The sequence below is a fragment of the Variovorax sp. CCNWLW235 genome, from assembly GCF_037204085.1.
Taxonomy (GTDB): Bacteria; Pseudomonadota; Gammaproteobacteria; order Burkholderiales; family Burkholderiaceae_C; genus Variovorax.
Genome location: NZ_JBBCBW010000001.1, coordinates 347,980 through 372,445 on the forward strand (window position 1 = coordinate 347,980; position 24,466 = coordinate 372,445).

The window sequence follows — 24,466 nt, forward strand, 5'->3', positions numbered from 1 at the left end:
TATGGCGCGCCTGCTGAGAATCAACGCCGATCCCCAAGCCCGCTGACGACACCACAGCCCACCGGCATGACTCCAGAACATCGAAGCCTCCAGCCCCTCACCATGACCCCGCGCCGCCCGGCGCTCCTGGCCGTGACCCGGGGTACTCGCATGAGCCGCCGGGCCGCTCCCAAGGCGAATACCGCAGCCCGCAGGGCGGAGGTCTTCCAATGAGTTCGGCGGCGCCCGCGGGCGCAATGCCGTCGCCCGGTTCCGCAATTGCGGACCGCCTGCGCGCACAACCGAAACTGCCCCTGATCGTCGGCGCCGCCGCGATCGTCGCCGCGGCCGCCGCGTTCCTGCTCTGGAGCCGCGGGCCCGACTACGGCGTGCTCTACACCAATGTGTCCGACCGCGACGGCGGCGCCATCATTGCGTCGCTGCAGCAGATGAACGTGCCGTACAAGTTCGCCGAGGGCGGCGGCGCGATCCTGATTGCCAGCGACAAGGTGCCCGAAGTCCGCCTGAAGCTTGCATCCCAGGGCCTGCCCAAGGGCGGCGGCGTCGGCTTCGAACTGCTGGACAACCAGAAGTTCGGCACCAGCCACTTCGCCGAGCAGGTCAACTACCAGCGCGGCCTGGAAGGCGAGCTTGCTCGCTCCATCGAATCGATCGGCTCGGTCGAATCGGCGCGCATCCACCTGGCACTGCCCAAGCCCTCGCTCTTCGTGCGCGACCAGAAGAAGCCTTCGGCCTCGGTGGTGCTCACGTTGCACCGCGGCCGCAGCATCGACGAAGGCCAGGTCAGCGCCATCGTGCACATGGTGTCGAGCAGCGTGCCCGAACTGAACGCCAAGAGCGTGACCGTGGTCGACCAGCACGGCAACCTGCTCTCGGCCGCCAACGCCGGCGCGCGCGGGCTGGACGTGAGCCAGCTGAAGTACGCGCAGGAAATCGAGCAGGGCTACATCCGCCGCATCGAAGCCATCCTGCAGCCGATTCTTGGCGCCACCAACGTGCGCGCACAGGTCGCCGCCGACATCGACTTCTCCGTGGTCGAGCGCACTGAAGAAAGCTACAAGCCGAACCAGGACCCCCGCAACGCGGCGATCCGCAGCCAGCAGTCGAGCGAATCGACACAGCAAGGCGCCACGCCGCCGGGCGGCATTCCGGGCGCGCTGTCGAACCAGCCGCCGCAAACGCCGAACGCGCCCATCACCACGCCGCCGGCGCCCAATGCCGCACCCGGTGCCACGGCCGCAACGAGTGCTGCAACCACTGCCGGCTCGGCGCCGGGCAGCGCACGCAAGGACGTGACGACCAACTACGAGCTCGACCGCTCGATCCGCCACGTGCAACAGGGCGCGGGCGGCGTCAAGCGGCTGTCGGTGGCGGTGGTGGTCAACCATCGCAGCGCGCCGGACGCGAGCGGCAAGCTCGTGCAGCGCGCGCTCACGCCGGCCGAGATCGAGCAGATCCGCAACCTGGCCAAGGAAGCGATGGGCTTCAGCCAGGAGCGCGGCGACTCGCTCAACGTGGTCAACAGCGCCTTCACCCGCGACGGCGAAGACGGCCAGGCCGGACCCGAGCTGCCCTTCTGGCGCGACCCGGCCAACCTGGGGCTTGCCAAGACGATCGGACAGTACGTGCTGCTCGCCTTCCTGGCCCTGTTCGCCTGGTTCGCCGTGCTGCGGCCGCTGCTGCGCAAGCACCTCGCGCCGCCGGCGCCCCCGGCCGCCGCCGCGCCAACCGGCTCCGGCGCCGCCTCGGAGACGGACGGCATGAGCGACGAGGACGAAGCGAACGCGTCGCGTCTCAGCGCAAAGGCACGCGAGATCGAGCGCCAGAAGGCCGACCTTGCCTACGCACACGAAACCGCTGACCAGGACCCGCGCCTGGTGGCCACGTTGATCAAGCATTGGATGAACACATGAGCGATGCCGGCACACGAAAAAGCGCGATCCTGCTGATGTCCCTGGGCGAGGACCGCGCGGCGGCCACGCTGGCCCACCTGCCCGCCACCGAAGTGCAGGCCCTGGGCGCGGCAATGGCCAAGCTGAGCCAGGTCTCCAAGGATGAACTGGCGGCCGTGCTGGCCGAGTTCCGCATGGAGACCGAGCAGCTGTCCGCACTGCACCTGGGCTCGGGCAGCTACATTCGCGCCGTGCTCCGCAAGGCGCTCGGCGACGACCGCGCAAGCAACCTGCTCGAGGACATTCTCCAGCCCGAGCAGCCGCACGGCGGCATCGAGCGGCTGAACGACCTGGAAGCCGGCGAAGTGGTGGAGCTCATCCGCGACGAACACCCGCAGATCCTTGCCACGCTGCTGATCCACCTGGACCGCAAGAAGGCCTCGGAGGTGCTCGAGAAATTGCCGGAGCGCCTGCGCCACGACGTGATTCTTCGCGTGGCCACCTTCGGCGGCGTGCAGCCCGCGGCGCTGGCCGAGCTGACCGACGTGCTGACCGAAATGCTCTCGGGCGAAGGCCTGAAGCGCAGCCGCCTGGGCGGCGTGCGCACGGCGGCGGAAATCGTCAACCTGATGAACAGCGCGCAGGAAGAAGGCGCAATTGCCCACGTGCGGGAGCACGACGAAACGCTGGCCCAGCGCATCCTCGACGAGATGTTCGTGTTCGAGAACCTGCTCGACCTGGAAGACCGCTTCATCCAGCGCCTGCTCAAGGACATCGAGTCCGATTCGCTCATCGTCGCGCTCAAGGGCTCGGCGCCCGAGCTGCGCGAGAAGTTCCTCAAGAACATGTCGCAGCGTGCCGCGGAAACGCTGCGCGAAGACATCGAGCTGCGCGGCCCGGTGCGGGTGTCGCAGGTCGAGACCGAACAGAAGGCCATCCTGCAGGTGGTGCGCCGCCTGGCCGATGCCGGCGAAGTCGTCATTTCCACGCCCGGAACCGATGACTTCGTCTGAAACCATGTTGCAAGTCCCATTCCGCATCACCGCGGGGAGTCGATGAGATGACGTTGGCCAATCAATCGTTTGCGTACCGCGCGCGGCAGAGCACGCCGCCAGCGGCTGCGAGGCCCCGCCTCTCGGCCTGGCAGCGCTGGGAAATGAGCTCGCTCGACGAAAACACGGCCGCAGCGGGCACGCCCGTCGAACCGGCTGCGGCTCCTCGCGTGGACCCCGCGGCATTGGCTCGCGAAGCCGAGCTCAAGCGCCTGCGGCTGGAGGCGCGCGCCACCGGTGAGGCCGAAGGCCGGCGCGAAGGCTGGGCCCAAGGCCATGCCGAAGGGCACGCCGCCGGCCTGGCCGCGGGCTTGGCTGGTGCCAGCGCGCACGCCGAGCAACTGCGCGCGCTCGCTGCGTCGCTGCCCGCTGCGTTGCGCAGCGCTGAACGCGAACTGGCGGATGCCGTGATGGCGCTCGCCTTCGACGTTGCCCGCCAGGTGATTCACCGCACGCTGCGCACCGAACCCGAGTGGGTGCTTGCCCTGGTGCAAGACCTGCTGCACGCCGAACCCGCCCTGCAGGGCGAGCCGCGCCTGCTGCTGCACCCGGAAGACGTGGCGCTGGTCAAGAACAGCCTCGGCAACGAGCTGCAGGCCGCCGGCTGGCAGGTGCGTGCCGACGACACACTGGCCCGCGGCGGCTGCCGCGTGCGCTCCGCAAGCGGCGAAGTGGACGCGAGCCTGGAAAACCGCTGGAAGCGCGTGACCGATGCATTCGCGCCGAGCGGCAGCGACGCGGCCGGAGGCTGAACCGATGACCGCTACAGCACAAGCCGCAGCACCTTCCACGCCTGCCGCCAACCCGCACCTCAACTCCTGGCTGGATACGCTGGCGCAAGCACGCCACGACGTCGGGCTTTGCTCGACCATTGCCACCTCTGGCCGGCTGACGCGCGCCGTGGGCCTGGTGCTGGAGGCCGTGGGCCTGCAGCTGCCGGTCGGCAGCGACTGCCTGATCGAACTGCCGCCCGGCTACCCGCAGCGCCATGCAGAGGCCGAAGTGGTCGGCTTTGCCGGCGACCGCCTGTTTCTCATGCCGCAAAGCGAAGTGGCCGGCCTGCTGCCCGGCGCCCGCGTGTTCGCGCGGCCCGGCCCGGCGCAGGCAAGCGCCAGCGGCAGCTCGGGCGATGCGCATACCAAGCGGCTGCCGGTGGGCGAAGGCATGCTCGGCCGCGTGGTCGATGCCGCCGGCCGGCCGCTCGACGGACTCGGCCCGCTCGACGTGAGCCGCCGCGTGCCGCTGAGTTCGCCGCCGATGAACCCGCTTGCACGCGCGCCCATCGATTCGGTGCTCGACGTCGGCGTGCGCGCCATCAACGCCATGCTCACCGTGGGCCGCGGCCAGCGCATGGGCCTGTTCGCCGGCTCCGGCGTGGGCAAGAGCGTGCTGCTGGGCATGATGGCGCGCTACACCAGCGCCGAGGTCATCGTGGTCGGCCTGATCGGCGAACGCGGCCGCGAGGTGAAGGACTTCATCGAGAACACGCTTGGCGAAGAAGGCCTGGCGCGTGCGGTGGTGGTCGCTGCGCCGGCCGACAACTCTCCGCTGCTGCGCCTGCAGGGCGCAGCCTATGCCACCTGCCTGGCCGAATACTTTCGCGACCAGGGCCGCGACGTGCTGCTCATCATGGATTCGCTCACCCGCTATGCCATGGCGCAGCGCGAGATCGCGCTGGCCGTCGGCGAGCCGCCGGCCACCAAGGGCTATCCGCCCTCGGTGTTCGCCAAGCTGCCGGCGCTGGTCGAACGGGCCGGCAACGGTTCACGCGACGCCAACGGGCGGGGCGGCTCGATCACGGCCTTCTACACCGTGCTGTCAGAAGGCGACGACCAGCAAGACCCGATTGCCGATTCGGCGCGCGCCATCCTGGACGGGCACGTGGTGCTGTCGCGCACGCTGGCCGAAGCGGGCCACTACCCGGCCATCGACATCGAGGCGTCCATCAGCCGCGCAATGACCGCGCTGATCGAGCCTTCGCAGTTCGACACCGTGCGCCGCTTCAAGCAGGCGCTCTCGCGCTACCAGCGCAACCGCGACCTGATCAGCGTCGGCGCGTATGCGGCCGGCCACGATCCGCAGCTCGACCAGGCCATTGCGCTGTACCCGCGCATCGAGGCCTTCCTGCAGCAATCGATGGAAGAACGCTGCGACTACAAGACCTCGATTGCCCGCATGGGCAGCCTGTTCGAACCCGCCTGAGCCACAACCACCACGGAGCCGCCATGCCGCACAAACTTCCGCTCGACACGCTCACCGACCTCGCCCGCAACAAGACCGACGATGCCGCGCGGCAGCTCGGCCTGCTGCAGAACGCGCAAGTCAGCGCCGCGCAAAAGCTGGAGCTGCTGCTGCAATACCGCCAGGACTACAGCGACCAGCTGCACGTGCTGATGCAGAACGGCCTGCCCTCGGCGCAGTGGCACAACTACCGCAACTTTCTCGGCACGCTCGATGGCGCCATCCAGCAGCAGCAAGCCATCGTCGCGCAGGCGGCCAGCCGGCTGGACATCGGCCGCAACGAATGGCAGCACCACAAGCGCCGCCTCAACTCCTTCGACGCGCTGGCCGAGCGCATGCGGCGGCAAGAGCTCGTGGTCGGCGCACGGCGCGAGCAACGCGACAGCGACGAACGCGCGGCGCGCAAGTTCTTCGACCGTGCCTCCCAACCGACACCCTGACGTTTTCCTGAAGAACCGCCATGCCCACCTTCATCGCTCCTTCCTTCGCGCCCAATGCAGCCGGCGCCTCGGCCTCTTCGACGGCCTCCGGCCCGCGCGGCCGCAACGCCGAGGAAGCCGACGGCCGCAGCTTCAATGCGGTGCTGACCCGTTCGCGCGGCGCCGGCCAGCCGCAGCAATCGCAGCAGGCGCAGGAAGATTCCGCGTCGCCCGCGCTCGAAGGCAAGGCACGGCAAAAATCCTCTCGCGCCGGCGACCGCAAGGACGACCTGCCCGTCGAGCTGCCGCTGGCATTTTTTGCACCGACCATGACCGCGCTGGCTTCATCGCCCGCGGCGGCCTCGGCGCTCCCGGGTGGGGCAACCGTGGCGGCCACCCTGCCTGAAGGCGCCCAGAGCCTGTTGACTGCCGACGCAGCCGTGGCGGCCCTGCCCACCGACGCTGCCATGGATGCGCTGCCCGACGATGCGACCGAGGCCGAAGGGGCCGAGGGCGGAAACCCGGCAACGGCCGCACTGCCGCGCGATGCCCAAGCCGTGGCATCGGAAATCGCGCAGCCGAAGAACAAGGGCCGTGCCGAAGCGGCCATCGGCCAGCCCGTTGCCGAATTGCCGGCAGTTACAGCGCTGCCAGCAGCAGGTATCGCAGCAGCCGCGGGCACCGTGCCGGACGCCGCTACGGCTCCGTCCGGCGATGCGACCGCCGCAACCGTCACCGCCATTGCTTCTGAAGCGGCGAAGGCGGCTGCCGCTTCCCCGGCCGCCGACGAAGCGCTATCGGCACCCACAGCCGCAATGCTCGCAGCCGACAAGCCCGACCTCGGCGCCGCAACGTCCAATGCAGCCGATCCGTTCACCCTGCCGCAAGGGATGACTTTCACCACCGCCGCGGTCGACCGCGCGAACCTGCCCGCCAATGCCAGCCAGGTGCCTGTACTGAACGTGGCACCGCCCGTGGGCTCCGACGAATGGGGCCCCGCCCTCGGCCACCAGATGCTGCGCATGAACGCGGCCGGCGCGCAGGTTGCCGAGCTGAACCTGAACCCGGCCGGTCTCGGCCCGCTGAAGGTCACGCTCTCGATGGGAGACAACCAGGCGCAGGCCATGTTCGTATCGGCCCATGAAAGCGTGCGCAAGGCCGTGGAGGCGGCGCTGCCGCAATTGCGCGCGAGCCTTGCGGAACAAGGCATCAGCCTGGGCCAGGCCTCGGTGGGTGCGGAGGCACATCGTTTTGCCGGCCAGGGCGGCGCCTTCGACCAGCAAGCCCAGCAGCAGCAGGGTTCGAACCGGCAGACGCAGTACCCGGCCCCCGGTCGCGCGGACGCCGCTGCCCTCGCCGGGCCGCTGCACGGCAGCCTGCCGCCCGCCGCGCCGCGCACATCCAGTGCCGGCGTAGACACCTTCGCATGAGACGAACGCGGGATCTGAGGCCTTTTCCCGCGCTTGATCAGCCCTTCGTTTGCCGGGCACCTGGCAAAGAATAGTCCCAACCAGACATTGTTTTCGCAGTTTCAAATATGGCTACCAGTCCTTCTGCCGCACTCGCTCCGCCCGCTGCCGCGCCTCGCTCCTCGAAGCTGAAGATCGTGATTCCGGTCGCCGTGCTGGCCTGCGGTCTTGCCGGCGGCGGCGGCTATTACCTGATGAGCCAGCGCGCTCCCGCCGCGGCCGCCGAATCGGCCGCACCGGTGCTCCTGCCCGACAAGCCGATCTTCGTGACGATCGAGCCCCTGACCGTCAACGTGCAGTCCGAAGGCCGCGCGCGCTTCCTGCACGTGGGCATGGCCCTGAAGGTACGCAACGAGCAGGCCAAGGCGCACGTCATCGAGTACATGCCCGAGGTGCGCAGCCGGCTGCTGCTGCTGCTGTCGAACCGCCCGCCCGAGTCGCTGGTGACCACCGAGGACAGGGCCCGGCTGGCCGAGGAAATCCGCCTCGAGCTGAGCCGCCCGCTGGCTGCAGGCTTTCCCCCGCAGGAGATCGGCAGCGTTTCCTTCAACACCTTCATGGTGCAGTAAATCTTTTTCCGGACCGGCGATTCATGGCCTATGAACAGGTGCTCTCCCAAGACGAAGTCGACGCGCTGCTGCAGGGCGTTACCGGAGGCAGCCCCGAGCAGAACGACGGCGCTGCCCCCAGGTCGGACGGCCTGCCGGTGTACGACCTCGGCGCGCCCGATCGCGTGGTGCGCGGCCGCATGCACACGCTGGAGGTCATCAACGACCGCTTTGCGCGCCACCTGCGCAGCTCGCTGCTGAACTTCATGCGCCGCAGCCCCGACATTTCGGTCGGGCCGGTACACATCCAGCAGTACGGCGAGTTCGTGCGGCACCTGCCGGTGCCCGCCAACATCAACATGCTGCACATGAAGCCGCTGCGCGGTACGGCTCTTTTCGTGTTCGACCCGAAGCTGGTGTTCCTGGTGGTCGACAACCTCTTTGGCAGCGACGGGCGCTATCACGTACGCGTGGAGGGCCGCGACTTCACGCGCACCGAGCAGCGCATCATCAAGCGCCTGCTGAACCTCACGCTGCAGTGCTATGCAGACGCCTGGCAGCCGGTGTTTCCGCTGAGCTTCGACTACGTGCGCGCAGAAATGCACGGCAAGCTGGCCAACATCGTCGCGCCGAACGAGGTGGTGATCAACACCACGCTGCAGATCGAGTTCGGCCCGGTGGGCGGCTTCCTGCACGTGTGCATTCCCTATTCGATGATCGAGCCGATCCGCGACCTGCTCTCCAACCCGGTGCAGGACGAGATCGAGGTCGACAAGCGCTGGGTGCGGCAGATGTCGCAGCAGATGCAGAGCGCCGACGTGGAGCTCAGCGCCGAATTCATTACCTTGCCCTCGACCATCGGCGAGGTCCTCAAGCTGCAGGCGGGCGACGTGCTGCCCATTGAACTTCCCGAGTCGATCACCGCACGCGTGGACGGCATTCCGGTAATGGAGTGCGGCTACGGCGTATCGAACGAACGCTATGCCCTGCGCGTGCTGCAGATGATCTCCCACCAAGACAGCGATCTGAAGAACGAACATGACTGACAACACCCCATCCTCCAGCGATGCGGACGACTGGGCCAGCGCGCTGGCCGAGCAGACCGCGGCTTCCGCTCCCGCTCCCGCACCCGCCCCGGCACCTGCGCCGGCCCCCGCCTTTGCGCCCGCGCCTGCCGCCGCTCCCGCAGGCAGCCGCGTCTTCCAGCCGCTGCAGCCGGCACCGTCCGCTTCGGGTTCGCCGGTGGATGTGGAACGCATCCTCGACGTGCCGGTGCAGCTGACGGCCGAACTCGGACGCACCCGCATCACCATCAAGAGCCTGCTGCAGCTGTCGCAGGGTTCGGTGGTGGAGCTGGACGGCCTGGCCGGCCAGCCGCTGGACGTGCTGATCAACGGCTACCTGATTGCGCAGGGTGAAGTGGTCGTGGTGAACGAGAAGTACGGCATTCGCCTGACCGACATCGTCACGCCCTCCGAACGCATGCAGAAGCTCGGCCGGTCATGAACCTTCTTGCAAGGCCTGCCAGGCGGTTGCGGCGCGTTGCCGCATCGATTGCGGCCGCGGCATGCAGCCTGGCCGCGCACGCCGCCCATGCCGCGCTACCGACGGTGCCCTCGCCCGTCGAAACGGCGGCCCCGGCAGTCGGTGCGTCCAGCCTGCTGCAGGCCGGCTTCGGCATGTTCGCGGTGCTGGGCCTCATCTTCCTGTGCGCCTGGGCGGCGCGCCGCTTCGGACTGCAGCGCCTGGGCGGCGGCCAGTTCGTGAAGGTGGTTTCGAGTGCCATGGTCGGCCAGCGCGAACGCGTGGTGGTGGTCGAGGTTGGCGCCACCTGGCTGGTGCTGGGCGTTACATCGAGCCAGGTGAACACGCTGCATTCGATGCCGGCACAGGCGGTGCCCGCAAGCCCGGGCGCAACGGCCTCCATGCCGGATCCACGCCTTGCCGGCGCAGCAGGCCTCTTCGCTCAAAAACTGCGCGACTCCCTCGGACTCAGGCAGCGGCCGAACCCATGATTCGCATTGCTTCCCAGCGACGCTTTCGCAGCGTCGTGCTGACCCTGCTCGCCCTCGCCCTCGCGCTGCCGATGACGGCATGGACGCAGGGCCTGCCCGGCCTGACCAACTCGCCCGGCCCCGGCGGCAGCCAGACTTGGTCGCTCAGCGTGCAGACGCTGGTGCTGCTCACGTCGATTACGTTCCTGCCGGCACTGCTGCTGAGCATGACGAGCTTCACCCGCATCCTCATCGTGCTGGGCCTCCTGCGCACCGCCATCGGCACGGCGTCGTCGCCGCCCAACCAGATCCTGGTAGGCCTGTCGCTCTTCCTGACGTTCTTCGTGATGTCGCCGGTGTTCGACAAGGTCTACGACGAAGCCTACAAGCCGTTCTCCGAAAACAAGATCACGGCCGAGAAGGCGCTGGAAAAAGGCATTGCGCCCTTCAAGTCCTTCATGCTCAAGCAGACCCGCGAAAACGACCTGGCCCTGTTCGCCAGGCTCGCGAAGATTCCCGACATGCAGGGGCCGGAAGAAGTGCCGCTTCGCATCCTGCTTCCCGCCTTTGTGATCAGTGAACTGAAAACGGCGTTCCAGATCGGCTTCACCATCTTCATACCGTTTCTCATCATCGACCTGGTGGTAGCCAGCGTGCTGATGTCCATGGGCATGATGATGGTGCCGCCCGCCTCCATTGCCTTGCCCTTCAAGCTGATGCTGTTCGTCATGGCCGACGGTTGGCAATTGCTGATCGGCGCACTGGCCCAAAGCTTTTATCTTTAGAGGTCCGGAATGACACCCGAATCCGTCATGTCCCTGGGCAGCCAGGCGATCCACGTCTCGCTGCTGCTCGGCGCGCCGATGCTGCTGGTGGCGCTGATCGTCGGCCTGGTCATCAGCATCTTCCAGGCGGCCACGCAGATCAACGAAGCCACGCTGTCGTTCATTCCCAAGCTGCTGGCCGTGTTCGCGGTGCTGGTGATTGCCGGCCCGTGGATGCTGGCCCAGATGCTCGACTACATCCGCACGCTGTTCTCGAGCATTCCGCATCTCGTGGCCTGAGGGCACGCGCGCGATGCCCGCCATCTTCTCCGTCACGTCGGCGGAGCTCACCGCCTGGATGACGGCCTTCCTGTGGCCGTTCATCCGCATGCTGGCACTGGTCAGCACCGCGCCGGTGTTCGGTGAGCCCGGTGTCTCGCGCCAACTCAAGGTGGCCATTGCGGCCTTGCTGACCATTGCCATTGCGCCGACGCTCGGGCCCATGCCACCAGTGCCGGTGGTTTCCGCCGGCGGCATCTGGATCATCGTGCAGCAGGTGCTCATCGGCGCCGCCATCGGCTTCACGATGCGCATGGTGTTTGCCGCCGTGCTGGCCGCGGGCGAATACATCGGTCTGCAGATGGGCCTTTCCTTCGCATCGTTTTTCGACCCGATGGCCGGCGGCGCCACGATGGTGGTCGCGCGGCTGATGCACATGCTGGCCATCCTGCTCTTCCTGGCGGTGGACGGCCATCTGCTGATGGTGGCCGGCCTGGCAGAAAGCTTCAGCACACTGCCGATTGCCGATGCGCCATTGGCTGCACAAGGCTGGATGTTCCTGGTGCTGGGCGGCGGGCAGATCTTCATCAACGGCTTCATGCTTTCGCTGCCGCTGGTGACCGCGCTGCTCACGCTGAACCTTGCAATGGGCATCCTGAACCGGGCCTCGCCGCAGTTCAGCATTTTTGCAGTCGGCTTTCCGCTCACGCTGCTGGCGGGCATCGGCATGATGCAGCTGCTCTGGCCGCAGTTCGGCGCCTTTATGGAGCCGCGCTTTGCCGCCGCGCTTTCTTCGGTGCTCCAGCTCACGCAAACCTTGCGGCCCTGAGGGGCGGCCCGGGCCGCCCCGCTCTTCATCACAGGTAGTTGAACAGCGCGATGCTGTGCAACCGTGCAAAGGTCTGCTGAGTTGCCTTGAGCGACGTTTCGCGCTGCAGGTATTCCGAAATGGCGCTGGCCGGGTCCAGGTCCTCGATTTCCGAAAGATAGCTCTTGTCGATCAGAAAGCGCGAGGCGCCGCCTGTGTTGAGCGCCTCGATCTCGTTCATGCGCGAACCGATCGACGAGGTGACCGTGAGCACGTTGTCGTGCGCGTTGGTGATCTTCACGTTGAAGGTGCTGAGCGCGTTCGACAAATCGGCTTTGGCCGCATCGCCGCCGCCGGTCAGCGGCTTCTTCAACGCAGTGATCATGTCGCCGATGGCGGCGAAGACGTCGGTGCCCGCATTGCGCGCCGTGGCCACCTGGAAGGTATCGCCGTCGGCGGGGGTGCCGCTCATCTTGAGCTGCAGGCCGCCGAACGAGATGGGTGTGCCGGACACGTAGGGCCCGGTTGCAGCCACCACGGGAGGCGTGTCCTGGGTGGTGACGGTGTAGTTGCCGCCAGCAAAGCTGATCGTGAAGTCCTTGCCGTAGTTGGCGGCGGTCGCATCGGTCAGGCCCACGGGTCCGAACACGCCCGAGCCGGTGTTGGCCGCACCGGCGGAGCTCACGTAGCCCGCACCGCCCTGCACCGACTGGAACACGCTGCGGCCGTCGTCGGTGGTCGCCATCTGGCGCGACACGTCGATCTGCATGAGGCGCTGGCCCTGGTCGCCCATGTACTGGATGCCGCCTGCGGCATCGGCCACGAAAGGCGGGCTGGCGCTCTTGAAGCCGGCAAACAGGAACTGGCCGTTGCCGTCGTCGGCGTTGGCCACGTTCACCAGTTGGTCCAGGTTGCTCTGCAGCGTGGTGGCGAGCGAGGCGCGGTCGGCGTCCGAGAGGGTGCCGTTGCCCGCCTGCACGGCCAGCGTCTTCATGTTCTGCATGATCGAGGTGGCCGACTTCAACGCGGTTTCCTCTTGCGAGAGCGAGAGCATCGCGCGGCTGCGGCTGCTGGCGTACTGGGCCGACTCGGCCATTGCCTGGCTGACGCCCAGCGCGCGCGCGGCCGCCACCGGATCGTCGGCCGGCGTCAGGAACTTGGTGCCCGCGGCAAGCTGCTGCTGAACGCGAAACAGCTGCTGTTGCTGCGAACCCAGGGCGCTCATGCTCTGGGCGTAGAAGGATTGGGTGCTGATGCGCATCACGACTCCTGAAATCTGTTTTTGTAAAAGCGAGGGCCGGATCAGCTACGGATGCCGAGAATCGCATCGAACATGGTCGACGCGGTCTGGATCACCTTGGCATTGGCCTGGTACATCTGCTGGTACATCAGCAGGTTGGCGGTTTCCTCGTCCTGGTTCACGCCCGAGATCGAATCGCGGCTCGCGCGGATCTGGCCCGTCACGCTGTCTTGCGTCTGCGTTGCCACGCGAATCTCCATCGAGCGGTTGCCCACCTCGCTCACCAGCTTGGCAAAGGCGCCGTTGAAGGTGGAGGTGCCGCCGTCCATGGCGTTCTTGCGCTGCAGCGCGCCGAGCTTGAGTGCATTGCTGCCGTCCGACACGCCGGCCACGTTCTTGCCGATGGTGAAGGTGTCGCCCTGCGCGGGTGCGCCGGTGAGCTTGACCTCGATGCCGTCGAAGCTGATGGCGGCACCGGCTGTGTAAGGCACGACCGTGCCTGCGGCGTAGGTGGTGGAAGTGCCGTCGGCCAGCGTCACCGTGACGGGCGAAGTCGCCGGAAAGCCCGACAGCGTGTTGCCGCCTGCGTCATAAGCGAGCGTGACGGTGGCGGCGAGCGGCGTGGCCAGGTAGCTCTGGTCGACGACGGCGGGGCTCAGGGCGCCCGTGCCCTTGTTGCCGACCGTCTTGCCGGTGACTAGCGGCGATGCGGCGGCCACCTTGGCCGTGTCGCGCACCAGCACGTCCATGTCGCGCGCGCCGGTGCGCGTGGGCTGCACCAGGAAGGAGTCGCCCGCCTGCGCGGTGCCGCTGGCCACGGAGAGGCTCACGCCGTCGAAGCTGGCCGGGAACGCGGTGTAGTCGCCCATCACCTGCTTGTCGGACAGGCGCGTGACGGTGTAGGTCAGCGTGCCGGCCACGTCTTTCACCTGCACCGAATAGTCGCTGGTCGAGAGCTGCGAGGTGTCGGTCACGCTGGCGCCGAGCACCATGTTGCCGGCGTTCTTTGCATGGGAGAACACGCCCGGCACAGCCTGCGAGAAAAAGTCGGTGCCAAGCACGCCGTTCAGGTCCACGCCGAGCTTATGCTGGTCGTTGAACTCGCTCGAAAGGGCCATTGCAAGGCGGCCAACGGCGTTCTGCGTGCTGGTGAGCGTTTCAGAACGGAAGGCCATGAGCCCGCCCAGCGATCCGCCGGTGAGCACGTTGTCGTTGAGCTCGGAAACCGTGCCGGTCAGGCCGACCAATGCCATTGCCTTGCGCGTGGGATCGGCCGCGGACTGCACGGCCTGCATCTTCGCGGCGCGGTCGCCCAGCACCAGCGTCTGGCCGTTGCCGATGAAGACGTTGTACTGGCCGCTGTCCTGCTCCATCACCTTGACGTCGACGATCTTGCCGAGATCGCTCACCAGCTGGTCGCGCTGGTCCATCAGGTCGTTGGGCGGCTGGCCGCCGGCCATGGCGCTGAGCTGGCTGATCTGCTGGTTCAGGCTTGCGATCTGCGAGGCGTAGGTGTTGATGTTTGCGGCACTGCCTTCGATCTGGTCGTTGACCGAGGTGTTCAGGTCCGTGAGGTACTGGTCGGTGGAGCGGAACTTGTTGGCCAGCGTTTGCGCCGCGCTGATGAGCTGCTGCCGCGCGGCGGGGTCGGCCGGCGTGTTGGCTACGCCCTGCACGCTGGCGAAAAAGCTCTGCATCAGCGGCGTGATGCCTGCCGTCTTGTCGGCCAGCAGGGAGTCGATGCGACTGATCTGCGAACCGTAGCTCGCAAGCGCCGCGCCCGCGGCCTCCGCTCCGTTGAGCTGGGCCGTCAGGTAGCGATCGTAGCTGCGCTGCACCGTGGTCACGCGTGCGCCATTGCCCACAAAGCCTGCGCCGGTGACCGTGCCGCCGAGCGAAGAGACCAGCGCCGTCTGGCGGCTGTAGCCCGTGGTGTACACGTTGGCCGTGTTGTGGGCCGTGGTCATGAGGGCGGTTCGCGCCACGCTCAGGCCCGAGAGGCCCGTATAGAACATCGACATGAGGCTTTACCTGTAAAACGTTTCTTTTGTTTGGACGGAAGGCGCCCGTTCGGGCACCTGTTGCTTGTTTATCGGCAGGACGCGCGAAAGTTGAAGGCCTTTCGCGCTTCGTGTTCAGGCCTGCGCGAGCGCCTGGTGCCCGGTGCCAAGGGCGCGGACTTCGCGGCGCGAGACGCTCGGCGCCATCGATGCGGCGCGGCCTTCGCTCGCAGAGGGCTCGAGCCTGAACACGCTCACCGCCTCCACCAGGCTGGCGGCCTGCTCCTGCATCGATTGCGCTGCGGCCGCCGCTTCTTCGACCAGGGCCGCGTTCTGCTGCGTCACCTGGTCCATTTGGGAGATCGCCTGGTTCACCTGCTCGATGCCGGTGCTCTGCTCCTGGCTCGCCGCGGTGATCTCGCCGATGATGTCTGCGACCCGTTTGACGCCGCTCACGATCTCTTCCATCGTCTTGCCGGCTTCGCCCACGAGGGCGCTGCCCACGTCGACCTTGCCGACGGAGTCGTCGATCAGGCCCTTGATTTCCTTGGCGGCTGCGGCCGAGCGCTGTGCCAGGCTTCTGACTTCGGATGCGACGACGGCAAAGCCGCGGCCTTGTTCACCGGCACGGGCGGCTTCGACCGCGGCGTTGAGCGCCAGGATGTTGGTCTGGAACGCAATGCCGTCGATCACGCCGATGATGTCGACGATCTTTTTCGACGAGGCATTGATCGACGCCATGGTGTCGACCACCTGGCCGACGACGTTGCCGCCCTTGATGGCCACTTCGGAGGCCGAGAGGGCCAGCTGGTTGGCCTGGCGGGCGTTGTCGGCGTTCTGCTTGACGGTGCTGGTGAGTTCTTCCATCGAAGCCGCGGTCTCTTCGAGCGAGCTCGCCTGCTCTTCGGTGCGCGAAGACAAATCTTGATTACCTGCGGCAATCTGGCCCGAGGCGGTGGCGATGGCGTCGGTGCCCGTGCGCACGCCGCTGACCACGTTGGCCAGGCCGGCGCGCATCGATTCGACGGCGCGTGTGATGACGCCTATCTCGTCGCGGCGGTCAGAGCTCAGCTGATGCGACAGGTCGCCCTGGCCGATGGTCTGCACGTGCTCGCCCAATACGCTCAGGGGCCGCACGGTCCGCCGGAGAAAGATGATGAGCGCCGCGCCCAGCACCACTGCAGCCAGCGCGATGAAGCCGCCGAGCAGGGTCATCTCGCGGTAGAGCTCGGCCATGACTTCCGAAGCGGGAACTTCCGCCACCACCAGCCAGCCGGTGGCTTCGCTCTTGCTTACGGATGCGTAGTGCTTTTCTTGCTGCGCCGGCAAAAGCACTGCGGGCGCGTTGTCCAGCCACGTGGCGTCGTCGCTCTTCAGCCGGCCGATCCAATCCGCCGACTCGGCCTCCTTGAGCACCTCGGACAGTTTTTTTCCGGCCGCGGTCGGGTGGAAAACGATGGTCGCCGCAGCGGCGTCGGCGCCCGGGTTGACGATGTAAAGCCCGCCCGTGTCGAAGATGCGGGTCTTGCCCACGGCTTCGCCGAACGATGCCTGCTGCTGCGAGATGTCCAGGCCGATGTAGAGCACCGCGACCACGTTGCCCGCGGCATCACGCACCGGGTCGTAGACCGTGATGTAGGGCCGCCCGAACAGCGTGACGCGTCCGACGAACCGCTTGCCCGAGCGCAGCAACGGGTACGCGGCGCTCTTGCGGTCGAGCAGCGTGCCGATCGCGCGGTCGCCGTTCTCCTTCTTGACCGACGTGGTCACGCGTCGGAAGTCTTCGCCCTGGGCCACGAACACGGTGGCATTGGCGCCGGGAAAGTCGCGTGCGAACGCATCCACCTCGGCGGTGCTGCCTCCGTTGATTGCCACGCCGAAGCTGCTCACGACACCCTGCGCCGCATCTTCGACCGCGAAAGTGCCCGCAAACTGGCGCCGGAAAACGCCGTATGCGTTCTCCGCGGTCATCTGCATGGTGCGGTCGAAGATGTCCAGCGACCGGGCAATGGCTTCGGCCTTGGCATTGGCGTACTGCGAGGCGCTGTGCTGCTGCTGCGCAGAGCCGATGACGTAGAACACGCCCAGGAGAAACACCGTGACCGCAAAGATGGCAATGGTGACCCTGACGGTCAGCGTGCGCGCCAACGAGACAAAGGGGCGCTGTGGCTGGGACGAATCCGTGGCTGCTGCGTTCATCAGGGGCCTCCTGTCGAGGTGTGGTTAAAACTCGGTCCAGTCGCCCGCGGTGCCGCGGGCCAGGGCCAGGGGAGGTGTGGAGGCAATGGCCTCCTTCTTGCGCGAGTTCGCGAAAGGCCGGGCAGGCGCCTCGGGCATGTGCGAAGGTTCGACGCGGGTGGCATGGTCACCATGCGCGCCGGCCTCGAGCCTGAACACGCTCACAGCTTCCACGAGGTTCGCGGCCTGCTCCTGCATCGACTGCGCGGCGGCTGCCGCTTCTTCCACCAGCGCCGCGTTCTGCTGCGTCACCTGGTCCATCTGCGCAATGGCCTGGTTCACCTGCTCGATGCCGGTGCTCTGCTCCTGGCTGGCGGCGGTGATCTCGCCGATGATGTCGGTCACGCGCTTCACGCTGCCCACGATCTCGGCCATGGTCTTGCCGGCTTCGCCCACCAGCGCGCTGCCCACATCGACCTTGCCGACGGAGTCGTCGATCAGGCCCTTGATTTCCTTGGCGGCGGCGCCTGAGCGCTGCGCCAGGCTGCGCACTTCGGCGGCCACCACGGCAAAGCCGCGGCCCTGCTCGCCGGCGCGTGCCGCTTCGACTGCGGCGTTCAGCGCCAGGATGTTGGTCTGGAAGGCAATGCCGTCGATCACGCCGATGATGTCGACGATCTTTTTCGACGAGGCATTGATCGACGCCATGGTGTCGACCACTTGGCCCACGACGTTGCCGCCCTTGACGGCCACTTCGGAGGCCGAGAGCGCGAGTTGATTGGCCTGGCGCGCGTTGTCGGCGTTCTGCTTGACGGTGCTCGTCAGTTCTTCCATCGAAGCCGCTGTTTCTTCGAGTGAGCTGGCCTGCTCTTCGGTGCGCGACGACAGATCCTGGTTGCCTGCGGCGATCTGGCCCGAAGCAGTAGCAATGGCGTCGCTCGATGTCTTGATCCGGACGACGACGTCGGTCAGCTGGTCTTGCATCCGCTTGATGGAGAACAGCAGGCTGCCGCTGCGCGCCGTGCGGGCCTGCACGCCTTCCGTCAGGTCGCCGCTTGCGATGCGGCCGACCACATCGGCCGCGTAGCCCGGCTCGCCGCCCAGTTGGCCCGCCAGGAGCCGCGCCACCACCACGCCAAGGCCCAGGCTGATAACGACACCGGCCAATGCCAGCAGCAGCATCAGGAGCCGCGAGGTCTTGAAAGTGCCGGCGGCGTCTTCCATGCTGGTGCGAGCCTGCTGGTCGCTGTAGGCGACCATGCTTTGCAGCACCTTTTCAAGCGCGCGGGACTCCTTCAGCAGGAGCGCGCTTTCCTCGGGCACGCTGCCTTCGAATTGCGAGCTGTCCAGCGACTGCTTGGCAATCAGGTCCGCAAAATCGCCCAGGTGCTTCTTCAGCGGCGGCATCAGCTTCTGGTACTGCTCGTGGAGTTCGCGGCCCTCTGCTGTCTGTTCGAGCAGCGGCTTCACATCGGCCACGTTGGACTCGAGTGCCACCACGGCTTCCTTCAGCTCCTTGAAGCCGACGTTGCGCTCGCCCTTGGTGCCCGCCGACAGCAGGCCCATCTGGGCACGGCTGGCGTCAAGCAGGTGGATGTTGGCCGCCTGCACCGCCTTGATGGCGCGCAGGTCGTTGTTGTAGAGGCTCTCGGTCGAGGCATTGATGCGCCCCATCTGGAAGATGCCCAGGCCGCTGACCCCCGCGCCCACCGCCGCGACGACGAGAAAGCTGAGAACCAGCTTGACCGCGACACGAAGCCCTTGGAACCATTTCATTTTTTTCCCTCCTGAGAGACGTTGAAAGTCGTTGGAACTCTTTAGAACTCTTTAGAACTCGGTCCAGTCGCCCGACGAGGCGTGGGCTGCGGCTAGCCTGGGAGGGGACTTGGCTTGCGCCGCGGGCCGGGCCGGGCCTTTCAGCGCGGGCATGGCCTTGCGGGGCGGCAGCGCCGGCTGCAGCTTGGCGTGCACTTGCGCGAGCGGGCGGGTTGCGGCGTTGCTGTCCAGCTTGAACACGCTCACCGCTTCCACCAGGCTGGCGGCCTGCTCCTGCATCGACTGCGCCGCAGCCGCCGCTTCTTCGACCAGTGCCGCGTTCTGCTGGGTCACCTGGTCCATCTGCGCAATGGCCTGGTTCACCTGCTCGATGCCGGTGCTCTGCTCCTGGCTCGCCGCCGTGATCTCGCCCATGATGTCGGTCACGCGCTTGACGCTGTCCACGATCTCGTCCATCGTGCGGCCCGCTTCGGCCACCTGGCGGCTGCCCGCTTCGACCTTGCCGACGGAGTCGTCGATCAGGCCCTTGATTTCCTTGGCGGCTGCGCCCGAGCGCTGGGCGAGGTTGCGCACTTCGGACGCCACCACGGCAAAGCCGCGGCCTTGTTCACCGGCGCGTGCGGCTTCCACCGCCGCGTTGAGCGCCAGGATGTTGGTCTGGAAGGCAATGCCGTCGATCACGCCGATGATGTCGACGATCTTCTTGGACGAGGTGTTGATGGAGCCCATGGTGTCCACCACCTGGCTGACGACGCCGCCGCCGCGCACGGCCACTTCGGAGGCCGAGAGGGCGAGTTGGTTGGCTTGGCGCGCGTTGTCGGCGTTCTGCTTGACGGTACTCGTGAGTTCTTCCATCGAGGCGGCCGTCTCTTCGAGCGAGCTGGCTTGCTCTTCGGTGCGCGAAGACAAATCTTGATTACCCGCGGCGATCTGGCCCGAGGCGGTGGCGATGGCGTCGGTGCCGGTGCGCACTTCGCCCACCACTTTGGCAAGGCTGCCGTTCATGCCCTTGAGGGCATGCATGAGCTGGCCGGTTTCGTCGCGGGTCGTCACTTCGATGCGGCTGGTCAGGTCGCCGGCGGCAACGGCTTCGGCCACTTCGACCGCGCGGCGCAGCGGATGCGTGATGCTGCGGACCAGCAGCCAGGCGAGCACCAGGCCGAGGCCCAGCGACAGCGCGCCGCAGACGATCAAGATCAGGCTGGTGCTGGCGCGCGTCTCCTTGCTGCGCTCCGCCGCGGCGTCGAGCTGCGTGCGCTCGGCGTCCACCATCTGCTGCACACCCGCAAGATAGCTGCGCGAGGTGGGCTCGAAACGTTCGTTGAAGATTCGGTTGGCGCCTTCCATGTCGCCGGCCAGCTTGGCCTTGCTGACTTCTTCGCGGGCCGCGAGGTAGGCCTTGCGAAGCTCACCCACCTTGTCGTAGACCTGTTTCTTTTCCGGCGTGTCCATCTGTTCTTCGATGAACTTCTGCAGGTCGTTGGTTTCCTTGATGGAGAGGGCCGTGGCCGGCGCGAAGTAGGCGATCAGGTTCGAATCGCTGCTCTTGGCGATGGCCGCGGCGCGCTGCACGCCCGCCGTGGTGTTGCGCAGCCAGTCGGCGCCTGCCCGCTCGGTCTTGATGTTCTTCTCGACCATCGCATTGATTTCCGCGCCAAGCTGCCGCAGCTTCAGCACGGCAAGCACGCTGCTCGTGAGAGACAGGGCGAGGATGACGCCGATCACGACGGCCAACCGCTTGCCGATGGAAATATTGCTCAGAAACATGCTCATGACTCCAGAAGATCAGGAAAAGGGCAAGGGCGCGCAACGCGCGCTTGCCGTAAGAAAGAGTTGTGTGCGCCGGCCGCATGGGGGCCGGTGCTTTGCGGGGCGCGACACCGCGGCGCTCAGGAAGCCTCCCAGCCACCGGCGGCAGCCAGCGCGGGCATGGCCCTGCGTGACGGCAGCGCCGGCTGCAGCTTGGCGTGCACTTGCGCGAGCGGGCGGGCTGCGGCGTTGCTGTCCAGCTTGAACACGCTCACTGCTTCCACCAGGCTGGCGGCCTGCTCCTGCATCGATTGCGCTGCAGCGGCCGCTTCTTCGACCAGCGCCGCGTTCTGCTGCGTCACCTGGTCCATCTGCGCGATGGCCTGGTTCACCTGCTCGATGCCGGTGCTCTGCTCCTGGCTCGCTGCAGTGATCTCGCCCATGATGTCGGTCACGCGCTTGACGCTGTCCACGATCTCGTCCATCGTGCGGCCCGCCTCGGCCACCTGGCGGCTGCCCGCTTCGACCTTGCCGACGGAGTCGTCGATCAGGCCCTTGATTTCCTTGGCGGCTGCGCCCGAGCGCTGGGCGAGGTTGCGCACTTCGGAAGCCACCACGGCAAAGCCGCGGCCCTGTTCACCGGCACGTGCCGCTTCGACTGCGGCGTTGAGCGCCAGGATGTTGGTCTGGAACGCGATGCCGTCGATCACGCCGATGATGTCGACGATCTTCTTGGAGGAAGCATTGATCGAGGCCATGGTGTCGACCACCTGGTTGACCACGCCACCACCCTTGACCGCAACTTCCGAGGCCGACAGCGCGAGCTGGTTGGCTTGCCGGGCGTTGTCAGCGTTCTGCTTGACGGTGGAGGTGAGCTCTTCCATCGAGGCGGCCGTCTCTTCGAGCGAGCTGGCTTGCTCTTCGGTGCGCGAAGACAAATCCTGGTTGCCTGCGGCGATCTGGCCCGAGGCGGTAGCAATGGCATCGGTGCCGGTGCGCACTTCGCCCACCACCTTGGCAAGGCTCTCGTTCATGTGCTTCAGCGCGTTCATCAGCTGGCCCGTCTCGTCGCGCGAGCCGGTTTCAATGGTCGAGCTGAGGTCGCCGCTTGCCACGGTTTCCGCCACCTTGACCGCGTGGCCCAAGGGCCGCGTGACGCTGCGAGCGATCAGGAAGGCGCAAAGCGCACCCAACACCAGCGTGAGCGCGGTCAAGAAGATACGGAGGTTGAAGCTGCGCGCATTCGCCTCGTCGATCGCGTGGCTCATGTCGTCGATGGCCTTGCGCTCCAGGGCCAACAGTTCGAGCACGCGCGTTTCGTAGGCCTTGGCAGCCGGCATGAACGTGTTCTTGAAGGCCGCCTCGGCTTCCGCGGGGTTGCCGCCGGTCTTGGCCTTCTGCACGGCGTCCTTGGCGGCCTGGTACTTGGCGCGCAACTCGACGATGTTCTTGAAGGTCGACTTCTCCAGGTCGGTAACGAGCAGGGCCTCGACCTTGGCCATGGTTTCTCCGCCCTTCTTCACGCTGTCGGAAATGACGTCGGCGAACGTGACGGGCAGCGATTCGTCGGTGCTCCTGGCGATCATCGCGGTGCGCGCAATGGCCGAGTAGGTCAGCACGTACCAGTCGGAGATGAGCCGCTCCTTCGCGAGCGGGCTCTGCATCATCTGGCGGGTGGCTTCGGCATTGCTGCGTGCGGTCATCAGCGCAAATGCGGCCGAGACCAGCGTCAGGACGAGAACCAGGCCAAAGCCGATGGCCAGGCGCGTTCCGATGCGCATGTTGGAGAGGAAGTTCATGGTGGGGTGATGAAGTGAAATGGACAGGCGATCGAATGCCCTGAAGGGCCTACGCTTCGACCAGCCTCATGCCGTTGTGCGCGCCGGACGCCACCCGCGGTGCGCTTGTGTAAGTGGGGGCCGTTTGGCGGAAGGCGGGCGCAGCCTGTTGCGGCGCGTCCAGCTTGAACACGCTCACCGCTTCCACCAGGCTTGCGGCCTGCTCCTGCATCGATTGCGCCGCGGCGGCTGCTTCTTCGACCAGCGCCGCGTTCTGCTGAGTCACCTGGTCCATCTGCGCGATGGCCTGGTTCACCTGCTCGATGCCGGTGCTCTGCTCCTGGCTGGCCGCCGTGATCTCGCCCATGATGTCGGTCACGCGCTTGACGCTGTCCACGATCTCGTCCATCGTGCGACCCGCCTCGGCCACCTGGCGGCTGCCTGCCTCGACCTTGCCGACGGAGTCGTCGATCAGGCCCTTGATTTCCTTGGCGGCTGCGCCCGAGCGCTGGGCGAGGTTGCGCACTTCGGACGCCACCACGGCAAAGCCGCGGCCTTGTTCACCGGCTCTCGCCGCTTCGACCGCGGCGTTCAGCGCCAGGATGTTGGTCTGGAACGCGATGCCGTCGATCACGCCGATGATGTCGACGATCTTCTTGGACGAGGTGTTGATGGAGCCCATGGTGTCCACCACCTGGCTGACGACGCCGCCGCCGCGCACGGCCACTTCGGAGGCCGAGAGGGCGAGCTGATTGGCTTGGCGGGCGTTGTCGGCGTTCTGCTTGACGGTGGAGGTGAGTTCTTCCATCGAAGCAGCCGTCTCTTCGAGCGAGCTGGCTTGTTCTTCGGTGCGGGAAGACAAATCTTGGTTGCCGGCGGCGATCTGGCCCGAGGCGGTGGCGATGGAGTCGGTGCCCGTACGCACGCCGCTGACCACGTTCGCAAGACTCGTGTTCATTCGCTTGAGGGCTTGCATGAGCTGGCCCGTCTCGTCGCGGCTCTGGACTTCGATGCGCCTCGTCAGGTCGCCTGCGGCAACCGATTGCGCAACTTCCACCGCCTCGGCCAGCGGACGCGCAACGATGCGCGCGACGCACAGCGCCAGCACAAAGCCCAGCCCGATGCTGCCCAGCAGCAGCGCCACGATCCACAGCCGCGCCCGCGCATAGAGGGCATCGCCATTGGCGCTGGCCTGCTGGCCACCCTCGACATTGAGGGCGACGAGCCGGTCGATCATCTCGGTCATCTCGCGGTTCAGGCGCGATGCATCCGCGCGGATGAGGGCAACGGCCTGCTCTTTCTGCTGCGCGCGGGAGAGCTCCATCACCTTGTCGTGCTCACGCGCATACAGGCCCAGCGTCTTCACGTATTCCGGATAGATCTTCTTTTCTTCCGGTTCGGACATGAGCTGTTCGTAGCGTGCCCGCGCCTTGCCCACTGCCTCCCAGATTCCGGCCATCGACTTCTCGTAGCGTGCCGTGTCCTCGGGGGAGGTTGACAGCAGGTGCTGCATTTCCTCGGAGCGGTAGCGAGCCATCAGCCCCCTGATCTCGAGCAGCGACTGCGTTGACGGCATCCAGTTGGTGGCGATGTCGGTCGACATCTGGTTGACCTTGGAAAGCTGCAGCACCGAGACGATGCCGAGCACCGCCGTCAACGCCAGGACAGCCACAAAAGACACGAGCAGCTTGGTCGCAATCCTGAGGTTGTAGAACGCTTGCATGAACTTCTTCTCTCTAACTCTCTTGCACGGCGAGATCAGGCGGCGATCTTCTCGACCAGGCCCATCTCGTCGCTGGACATCAGCTTGTCGATGTCCACCAGGATCAGCATCCGCTCGTCCAGCGTGCCAAGGCCGATCAGGTAGTCCGTGTCCAGCACGGCGCCCATCTCCGGCGCGGGCTTGATCTGCTCTGCGCTCAGCGTGATCACGTCCGACACGCTGTCCACCACCATGCCCACCACGCGACCGCCGATGTTCAGCACGATCACCACCGTGAACTGGTCATAGGTCGGCACGCCCAGCTGGAACTTGATGCGCATGTCGATGATCGGCACGATGATTCCGCGCAGGTTCACCACGCCCTTGATGTATTCGGGCGCATTCGCAATGCGCGTCACCGCGTCGTAGCCGCGCAGCTCCTGCACCTTCTGGATGTCGATTCCGTACTCTTCCTGGCCCAGCGTGAAGGAAAGAAATTCCAGTGGCCGGCCGGGACGGGAGGCGTTGCGGGTGTCCGCGTTTTGTTGGGTTGGGGTTGCGCTCATCGGGAAACCTG

21 protein-coding genes are annotated in these 24,466 nt (G+C 66.6%); 13 read left to right on the plus strand and 8 right to left on the minus strand.

All coding sequences use genetic code 11. The features are described from left to right. Nucleotides 1-209 precede the first annotated feature (209 nt). The 13 genes from fliF to fliR all read left to right on the plus strand — a co-directional run bounded on the left by fliF (nucleotide 210) and on the right by fliR (nucleotide 11,487). Nucleotides 210-1,913, plus strand: a complete 1,704-nt coding sequence (fliF, locus tag V9L21_RS01745) for a flagellar basal-body MS-ring/collar protein FliF (protein WP_337308606.1) — start codon at nucleotides 210-212, stop codon at nucleotides 1,911-1,913. Then, nucleotides 1,910-2,905, plus strand: a complete 996-nt coding sequence (fliG, locus tag V9L21_RS01750) for a flagellar motor switch protein FliG (protein WP_281151330.1) — start codon at nucleotides 1,910-1,912, stop codon at nucleotides 2,903-2,905. The genes fliF and fliG overlap by 4 nt, the downstream gene beginning before the upstream one ends. Nucleotides 2,906-2,952: 47 nt before the next feature. After that, on the plus strand, nucleotides 2,953-3,696 hold the full coding sequence (gene fliH / locus V9L21_RS01755) for a flagellar assembly protein FliH (protein ID WP_337308608.1): 744 nt from the start codon (nucleotides 2,953-2,955) through the stop codon (nucleotides 3,694-3,696). A gap of 4 nt (nucleotides 3,697-3,700) precedes the next feature. Then, complete coding sequence (gene fliI / locus V9L21_RS01760; RefSeq protein ID WP_337308610.1) at nucleotides 3,701-5,146, plus strand: flagellar protein export ATPase FliI; 1,446 nt, start codon at nucleotides 3,701-3,703, stop codon at nucleotides 5,144-5,146. 23 nt (nucleotides 5,147-5,169) lie between these two features. Beyond that, a complete protein-coding gene (fliJ, locus tag V9L21_RS01765) occupies nucleotides 5,170-5,625 on the plus strand; it encodes a flagellar export protein FliJ (RefSeq protein ID WP_258502113.1) in 456 nt (151 codons plus the stop codon). Between the two features lie 20 nt (nucleotides 5,626-5,645). Then, nucleotides 5,646-7,034, plus strand: a complete 1,389-nt coding sequence (locus tag V9L21_RS01770; protein ID WP_337308612.1) for a flagellar hook-length control protein FliK — start codon at nucleotides 5,646-5,648, stop codon at nucleotides 7,032-7,034. Between the two features lie 107 nt (nucleotides 7,035-7,141). Beyond that, nucleotides 7,142-7,642: a flagellar basal body-associated protein FliL gene (gene fliL, locus V9L21_RS01775; RefSeq protein ID WP_337308614.1), complete on the plus strand. Its 501-nt coding sequence runs from the start codon at nucleotides 7,142-7,144 to the stop codon at nucleotides 7,640-7,642. Nucleotides 7,643-7,665: 23 nt separating this feature from the next. After that, complete coding sequence (gene fliM / locus V9L21_RS01780) at nucleotides 7,666-8,667, plus strand: flagellar motor switch protein FliM (protein WP_337308616.1); 1,002 nt, start codon at nucleotides 7,666-7,668, stop codon at nucleotides 8,665-8,667. Then, nucleotides 8,660-9,127 carry a flagellar motor switch protein FliN gene (gene fliN / locus V9L21_RS01785; protein ID WP_337308618.1) on the plus strand — a complete coding sequence of 156 codons (468 nt, stop codon included), beginning with the start codon at nucleotides 8,660-8,662 and terminating at the stop codon, nucleotides 9,125-9,127. Before fliM ends, fliN begins: the two co-directional genes overlap by 8 nt. Then, nucleotides 9,124-9,636: a flagellar biosynthetic protein FliO gene (fliO, locus tag V9L21_RS01790; RefSeq protein WP_337308620.1), complete on the plus strand. Its 513-nt coding sequence runs from the start codon at nucleotides 9,124-9,126 to the stop codon at nucleotides 9,634-9,636. Before fliN ends, fliO begins: the two co-directional genes overlap by 4 nt. 71 nt (nucleotides 9,637-9,707) lie before the next feature. Then, the gene (gene fliP, locus V9L21_RS01795) at nucleotides 9,708-10,400 is read left to right on the plus strand and encodes a flagellar type III secretion system pore protein FliP (protein ID WP_337308856.1); all 693 of its coding nucleotides are present in this window, start codon (nucleotides 9,708-9,710) and stop codon (nucleotides 10,398-10,400) included. A 9-nt stretch (nucleotides 10,401-10,409) separates the two neighbouring features. Continuing rightward, nucleotides 10,410-10,679, plus strand: coding sequence for a flagellar biosynthesis protein FliQ (fliQ, locus tag V9L21_RS01800; RefSeq protein ID WP_337308622.1), 270 nt, complete (start codon nucleotides 10,410-10,412; stop codon nucleotides 10,677-10,679). Nucleotides 10,680-10,692: 13 nt separating this feature from the next. Further along, a complete protein-coding gene (gene fliR, locus V9L21_RS01805) occupies nucleotides 10,693-11,487 on the plus strand; it encodes a flagellar biosynthetic protein FliR (RefSeq protein WP_337308624.1) in 795 nt (264 codons plus the stop codon). A 28-nt stretch (nucleotides 11,488-11,515) separates the two neighbouring features. On the opposite strand, the gene flgL is transcribed toward fliR, so the two are convergent. The 8 genes from flgL to V9L21_RS01845 form a co-directional block, all read right to left on the minus strand. Further along, complete coding sequence (flgL, locus tag V9L21_RS01810; protein ID WP_337308626.1) at nucleotides 11,516-12,727, minus strand: flagellar hook-associated protein FlgL; 1,212 nt, start codon at nucleotides 12,725-12,727, stop codon at nucleotides 11,516-11,518. Nucleotides 12,728-12,768: 41 nt separating this feature from the next. Continuing rightward, nucleotides 12,769-14,727, minus strand: coding sequence for a flagellar hook-associated protein FlgK (gene flgK / locus V9L21_RS01815; RefSeq protein WP_337308628.1), 1,959 nt, complete (start codon nucleotides 14,725-14,727; stop codon nucleotides 12,769-12,771). 114 nt (nucleotides 14,728-14,841) lie between these two features. Next, nucleotides 14,842-16,905: a methyl-accepting chemotaxis protein gene (locus V9L21_RS01820; protein ID WP_337308629.1), complete on the minus strand. Its 2,064-nt coding sequence runs from the start codon at nucleotides 16,903-16,905 to the stop codon at nucleotides 14,842-14,844. A 24-nt stretch (nucleotides 16,906-16,929) separates the two neighbouring features. Continuing rightward, nucleotides 16,930-18,660 carry a methyl-accepting chemotaxis protein gene (locus V9L21_RS01825; protein WP_337308631.1) on the minus strand — a complete coding sequence of 577 codons (1,731 nt, stop codon included), beginning with the start codon at nucleotides 18,658-18,660 and terminating at the stop codon, nucleotides 16,930-16,932. A gap of 51 nt (nucleotides 18,661-18,711) precedes the next feature. Then, nucleotides 18,712-20,427, minus strand: a complete 1,716-nt coding sequence (locus V9L21_RS01830; protein WP_337308858.1) for a methyl-accepting chemotaxis protein — start codon at nucleotides 20,425-20,427, stop codon at nucleotides 18,712-18,714. Between the two features lie 122 nt (nucleotides 20,428-20,549). Continuing rightward, nucleotides 20,550-22,208, minus strand: coding sequence for a methyl-accepting chemotaxis protein (locus V9L21_RS01835; RefSeq protein WP_337308633.1), 1,659 nt, complete (start codon nucleotides 22,206-22,208; stop codon nucleotides 20,550-20,552). A gap of 49 nt (nucleotides 22,209-22,257) precedes the next feature. Next, complete coding sequence (locus V9L21_RS01840; RefSeq protein WP_337308635.1) at nucleotides 22,258-23,910, minus strand: methyl-accepting chemotaxis protein; 1,653 nt, start codon at nucleotides 23,908-23,910, stop codon at nucleotides 22,258-22,260. A 35-nt stretch (nucleotides 23,911-23,945) separates the two neighbouring features. Next, a complete protein-coding gene (locus tag V9L21_RS01845) occupies nucleotides 23,946-24,455 on the minus strand; it encodes a chemotaxis protein CheW (protein WP_337308637.1) in 510 nt (169 codons plus the stop codon). Nucleotides 24,456-24,466 lie beyond the last annotated feature (11 nt).

Excerpts from the sequence above, each read along its gene's own strand:
- fliN (WP_337308618.1), top strand. The coding sequence starts at position 8,660 with ATGACTGACAACACCCCATCCTCCAGCGATGCGGACGACTGGGCCAGC.
- fliM (WP_337308616.1), top strand. The coding sequence starts at position 7,666 with ATGGCCTATGAACAGGTGCTCTCCCAAGACGAAGTCGACGCGCTGCTG.
- V9L21_RS01770 (WP_337308612.1), top strand. The coding sequence starts at position 5,646 with ATGCCCACCTTCATCGCTCCTTCCTTCGCGCCCAATGCAGCCGGCGCC.
- V9L21_RS01845 (WP_337308637.1), bottom strand. The coding sequence starts at position 24,455 with ATGAGCGCAACCCCAACCCAACAAAACGCGGACACCCGCAACGCCTCC.
- flgL (WP_337308626.1), bottom strand. The coding sequence starts at position 12,727 with ATGCGCATCAGCACCCAATCCTTCTACGCCCAGAGCATGAGCGCCCTG.
- fliI (WP_337308610.1), top strand. The coding sequence starts at position 3,701 with ATGACCGCTACAGCACAAGCCGCAGCACCTTCCACGCCTGCCGCCAAC.
- fliG (WP_281151330.1), top strand. The coding sequence starts at position 1,910 with ATGAGCGATGCCGGCACACGAAAAAGCGCGATCCTGCTGATGTCCCTG.
- fliJ (WP_258502113.1), top strand. The coding sequence starts at position 5,170 with ATGCCGCACAAACTTCCGCTCGACACGCTCACCGACCTCGCCCGCAAC.
- fliO (WP_337308620.1), top strand. The coding sequence starts at position 9,124 with ATGAACCTTCTTGCAAGGCCTGCCAGGCGGTTGCGGCGCGTTGCCGCA.
- V9L21_RS01820 (WP_337308629.1), bottom strand. The coding sequence starts at position 16,905 with ATGAACGCAGCAGCCACGGATTCGTCCCAGCCACAGCGCCCCTTTGTC.
- fliP (WP_337308856.1), top strand. The coding sequence starts at position 9,708 with ATGACGGCATGGACGCAGGGCCTGCCCGGCCTGACCAACTCGCCCGGC.
- fliF (WP_337308606.1), top strand. The coding sequence starts at position 210 with ATGAGTTCGGCGGCGCCCGCGGGCGCAATGCCGTCGCCCGGTTCCGCA.
- fliQ (WP_337308622.1), top strand. The coding sequence starts at position 10,410 with ATGACACCCGAATCCGTCATGTCCCTGGGCAGCCAGGCGATCCACGTC.
- flgK (WP_337308628.1), bottom strand. The coding sequence starts at position 14,727 with ATGTCGATGTTCTATACGGGCCTCTCGGGCCTGAGCGTGGCGCGAACC.
- V9L21_RS01835 (WP_337308633.1), bottom strand. The coding sequence starts at position 22,208 with ATGAACTTCCTCTCCAACATGCGCATCGGAACGCGCCTGGCCATCGGC.
- V9L21_RS01825 (WP_337308631.1), bottom strand. The coding sequence starts at position 18,660 with ATGAAATGGTTCCAAGGGCTTCGTGTCGCGGTCAAGCTGGTTCTCAGC.
- V9L21_RS01840 (WP_337308635.1), bottom strand. The coding sequence starts at position 23,910 with ATGCAAGCGTTCTACAACCTCAGGATTGCGACCAAGCTGCTCGTGTCT.
- V9L21_RS01830 (WP_337308858.1), bottom strand. The coding sequence starts at position 20,427 with ATGTTTCTGAGCAATATTTCCATCGGCAAGCGGTTGGCCGTCGTGATC.
- fliR (WP_337308624.1), top strand. The coding sequence starts at position 10,693 with ATGCCCGCCATCTTCTCCGTCACGTCGGCGGAGCTCACCGCCTGGATG.
- fliL (WP_337308614.1), top strand. The coding sequence starts at position 7,142 with ATGGCTACCAGTCCTTCTGCCGCACTCGCTCCGCCCGCTGCCGCGCCT.
- fliH (WP_337308608.1), top strand. The coding sequence starts at position 2,953 with ATGACGTTGGCCAATCAATCGTTTGCGTACCGCGCGCGGCAGAGCACG.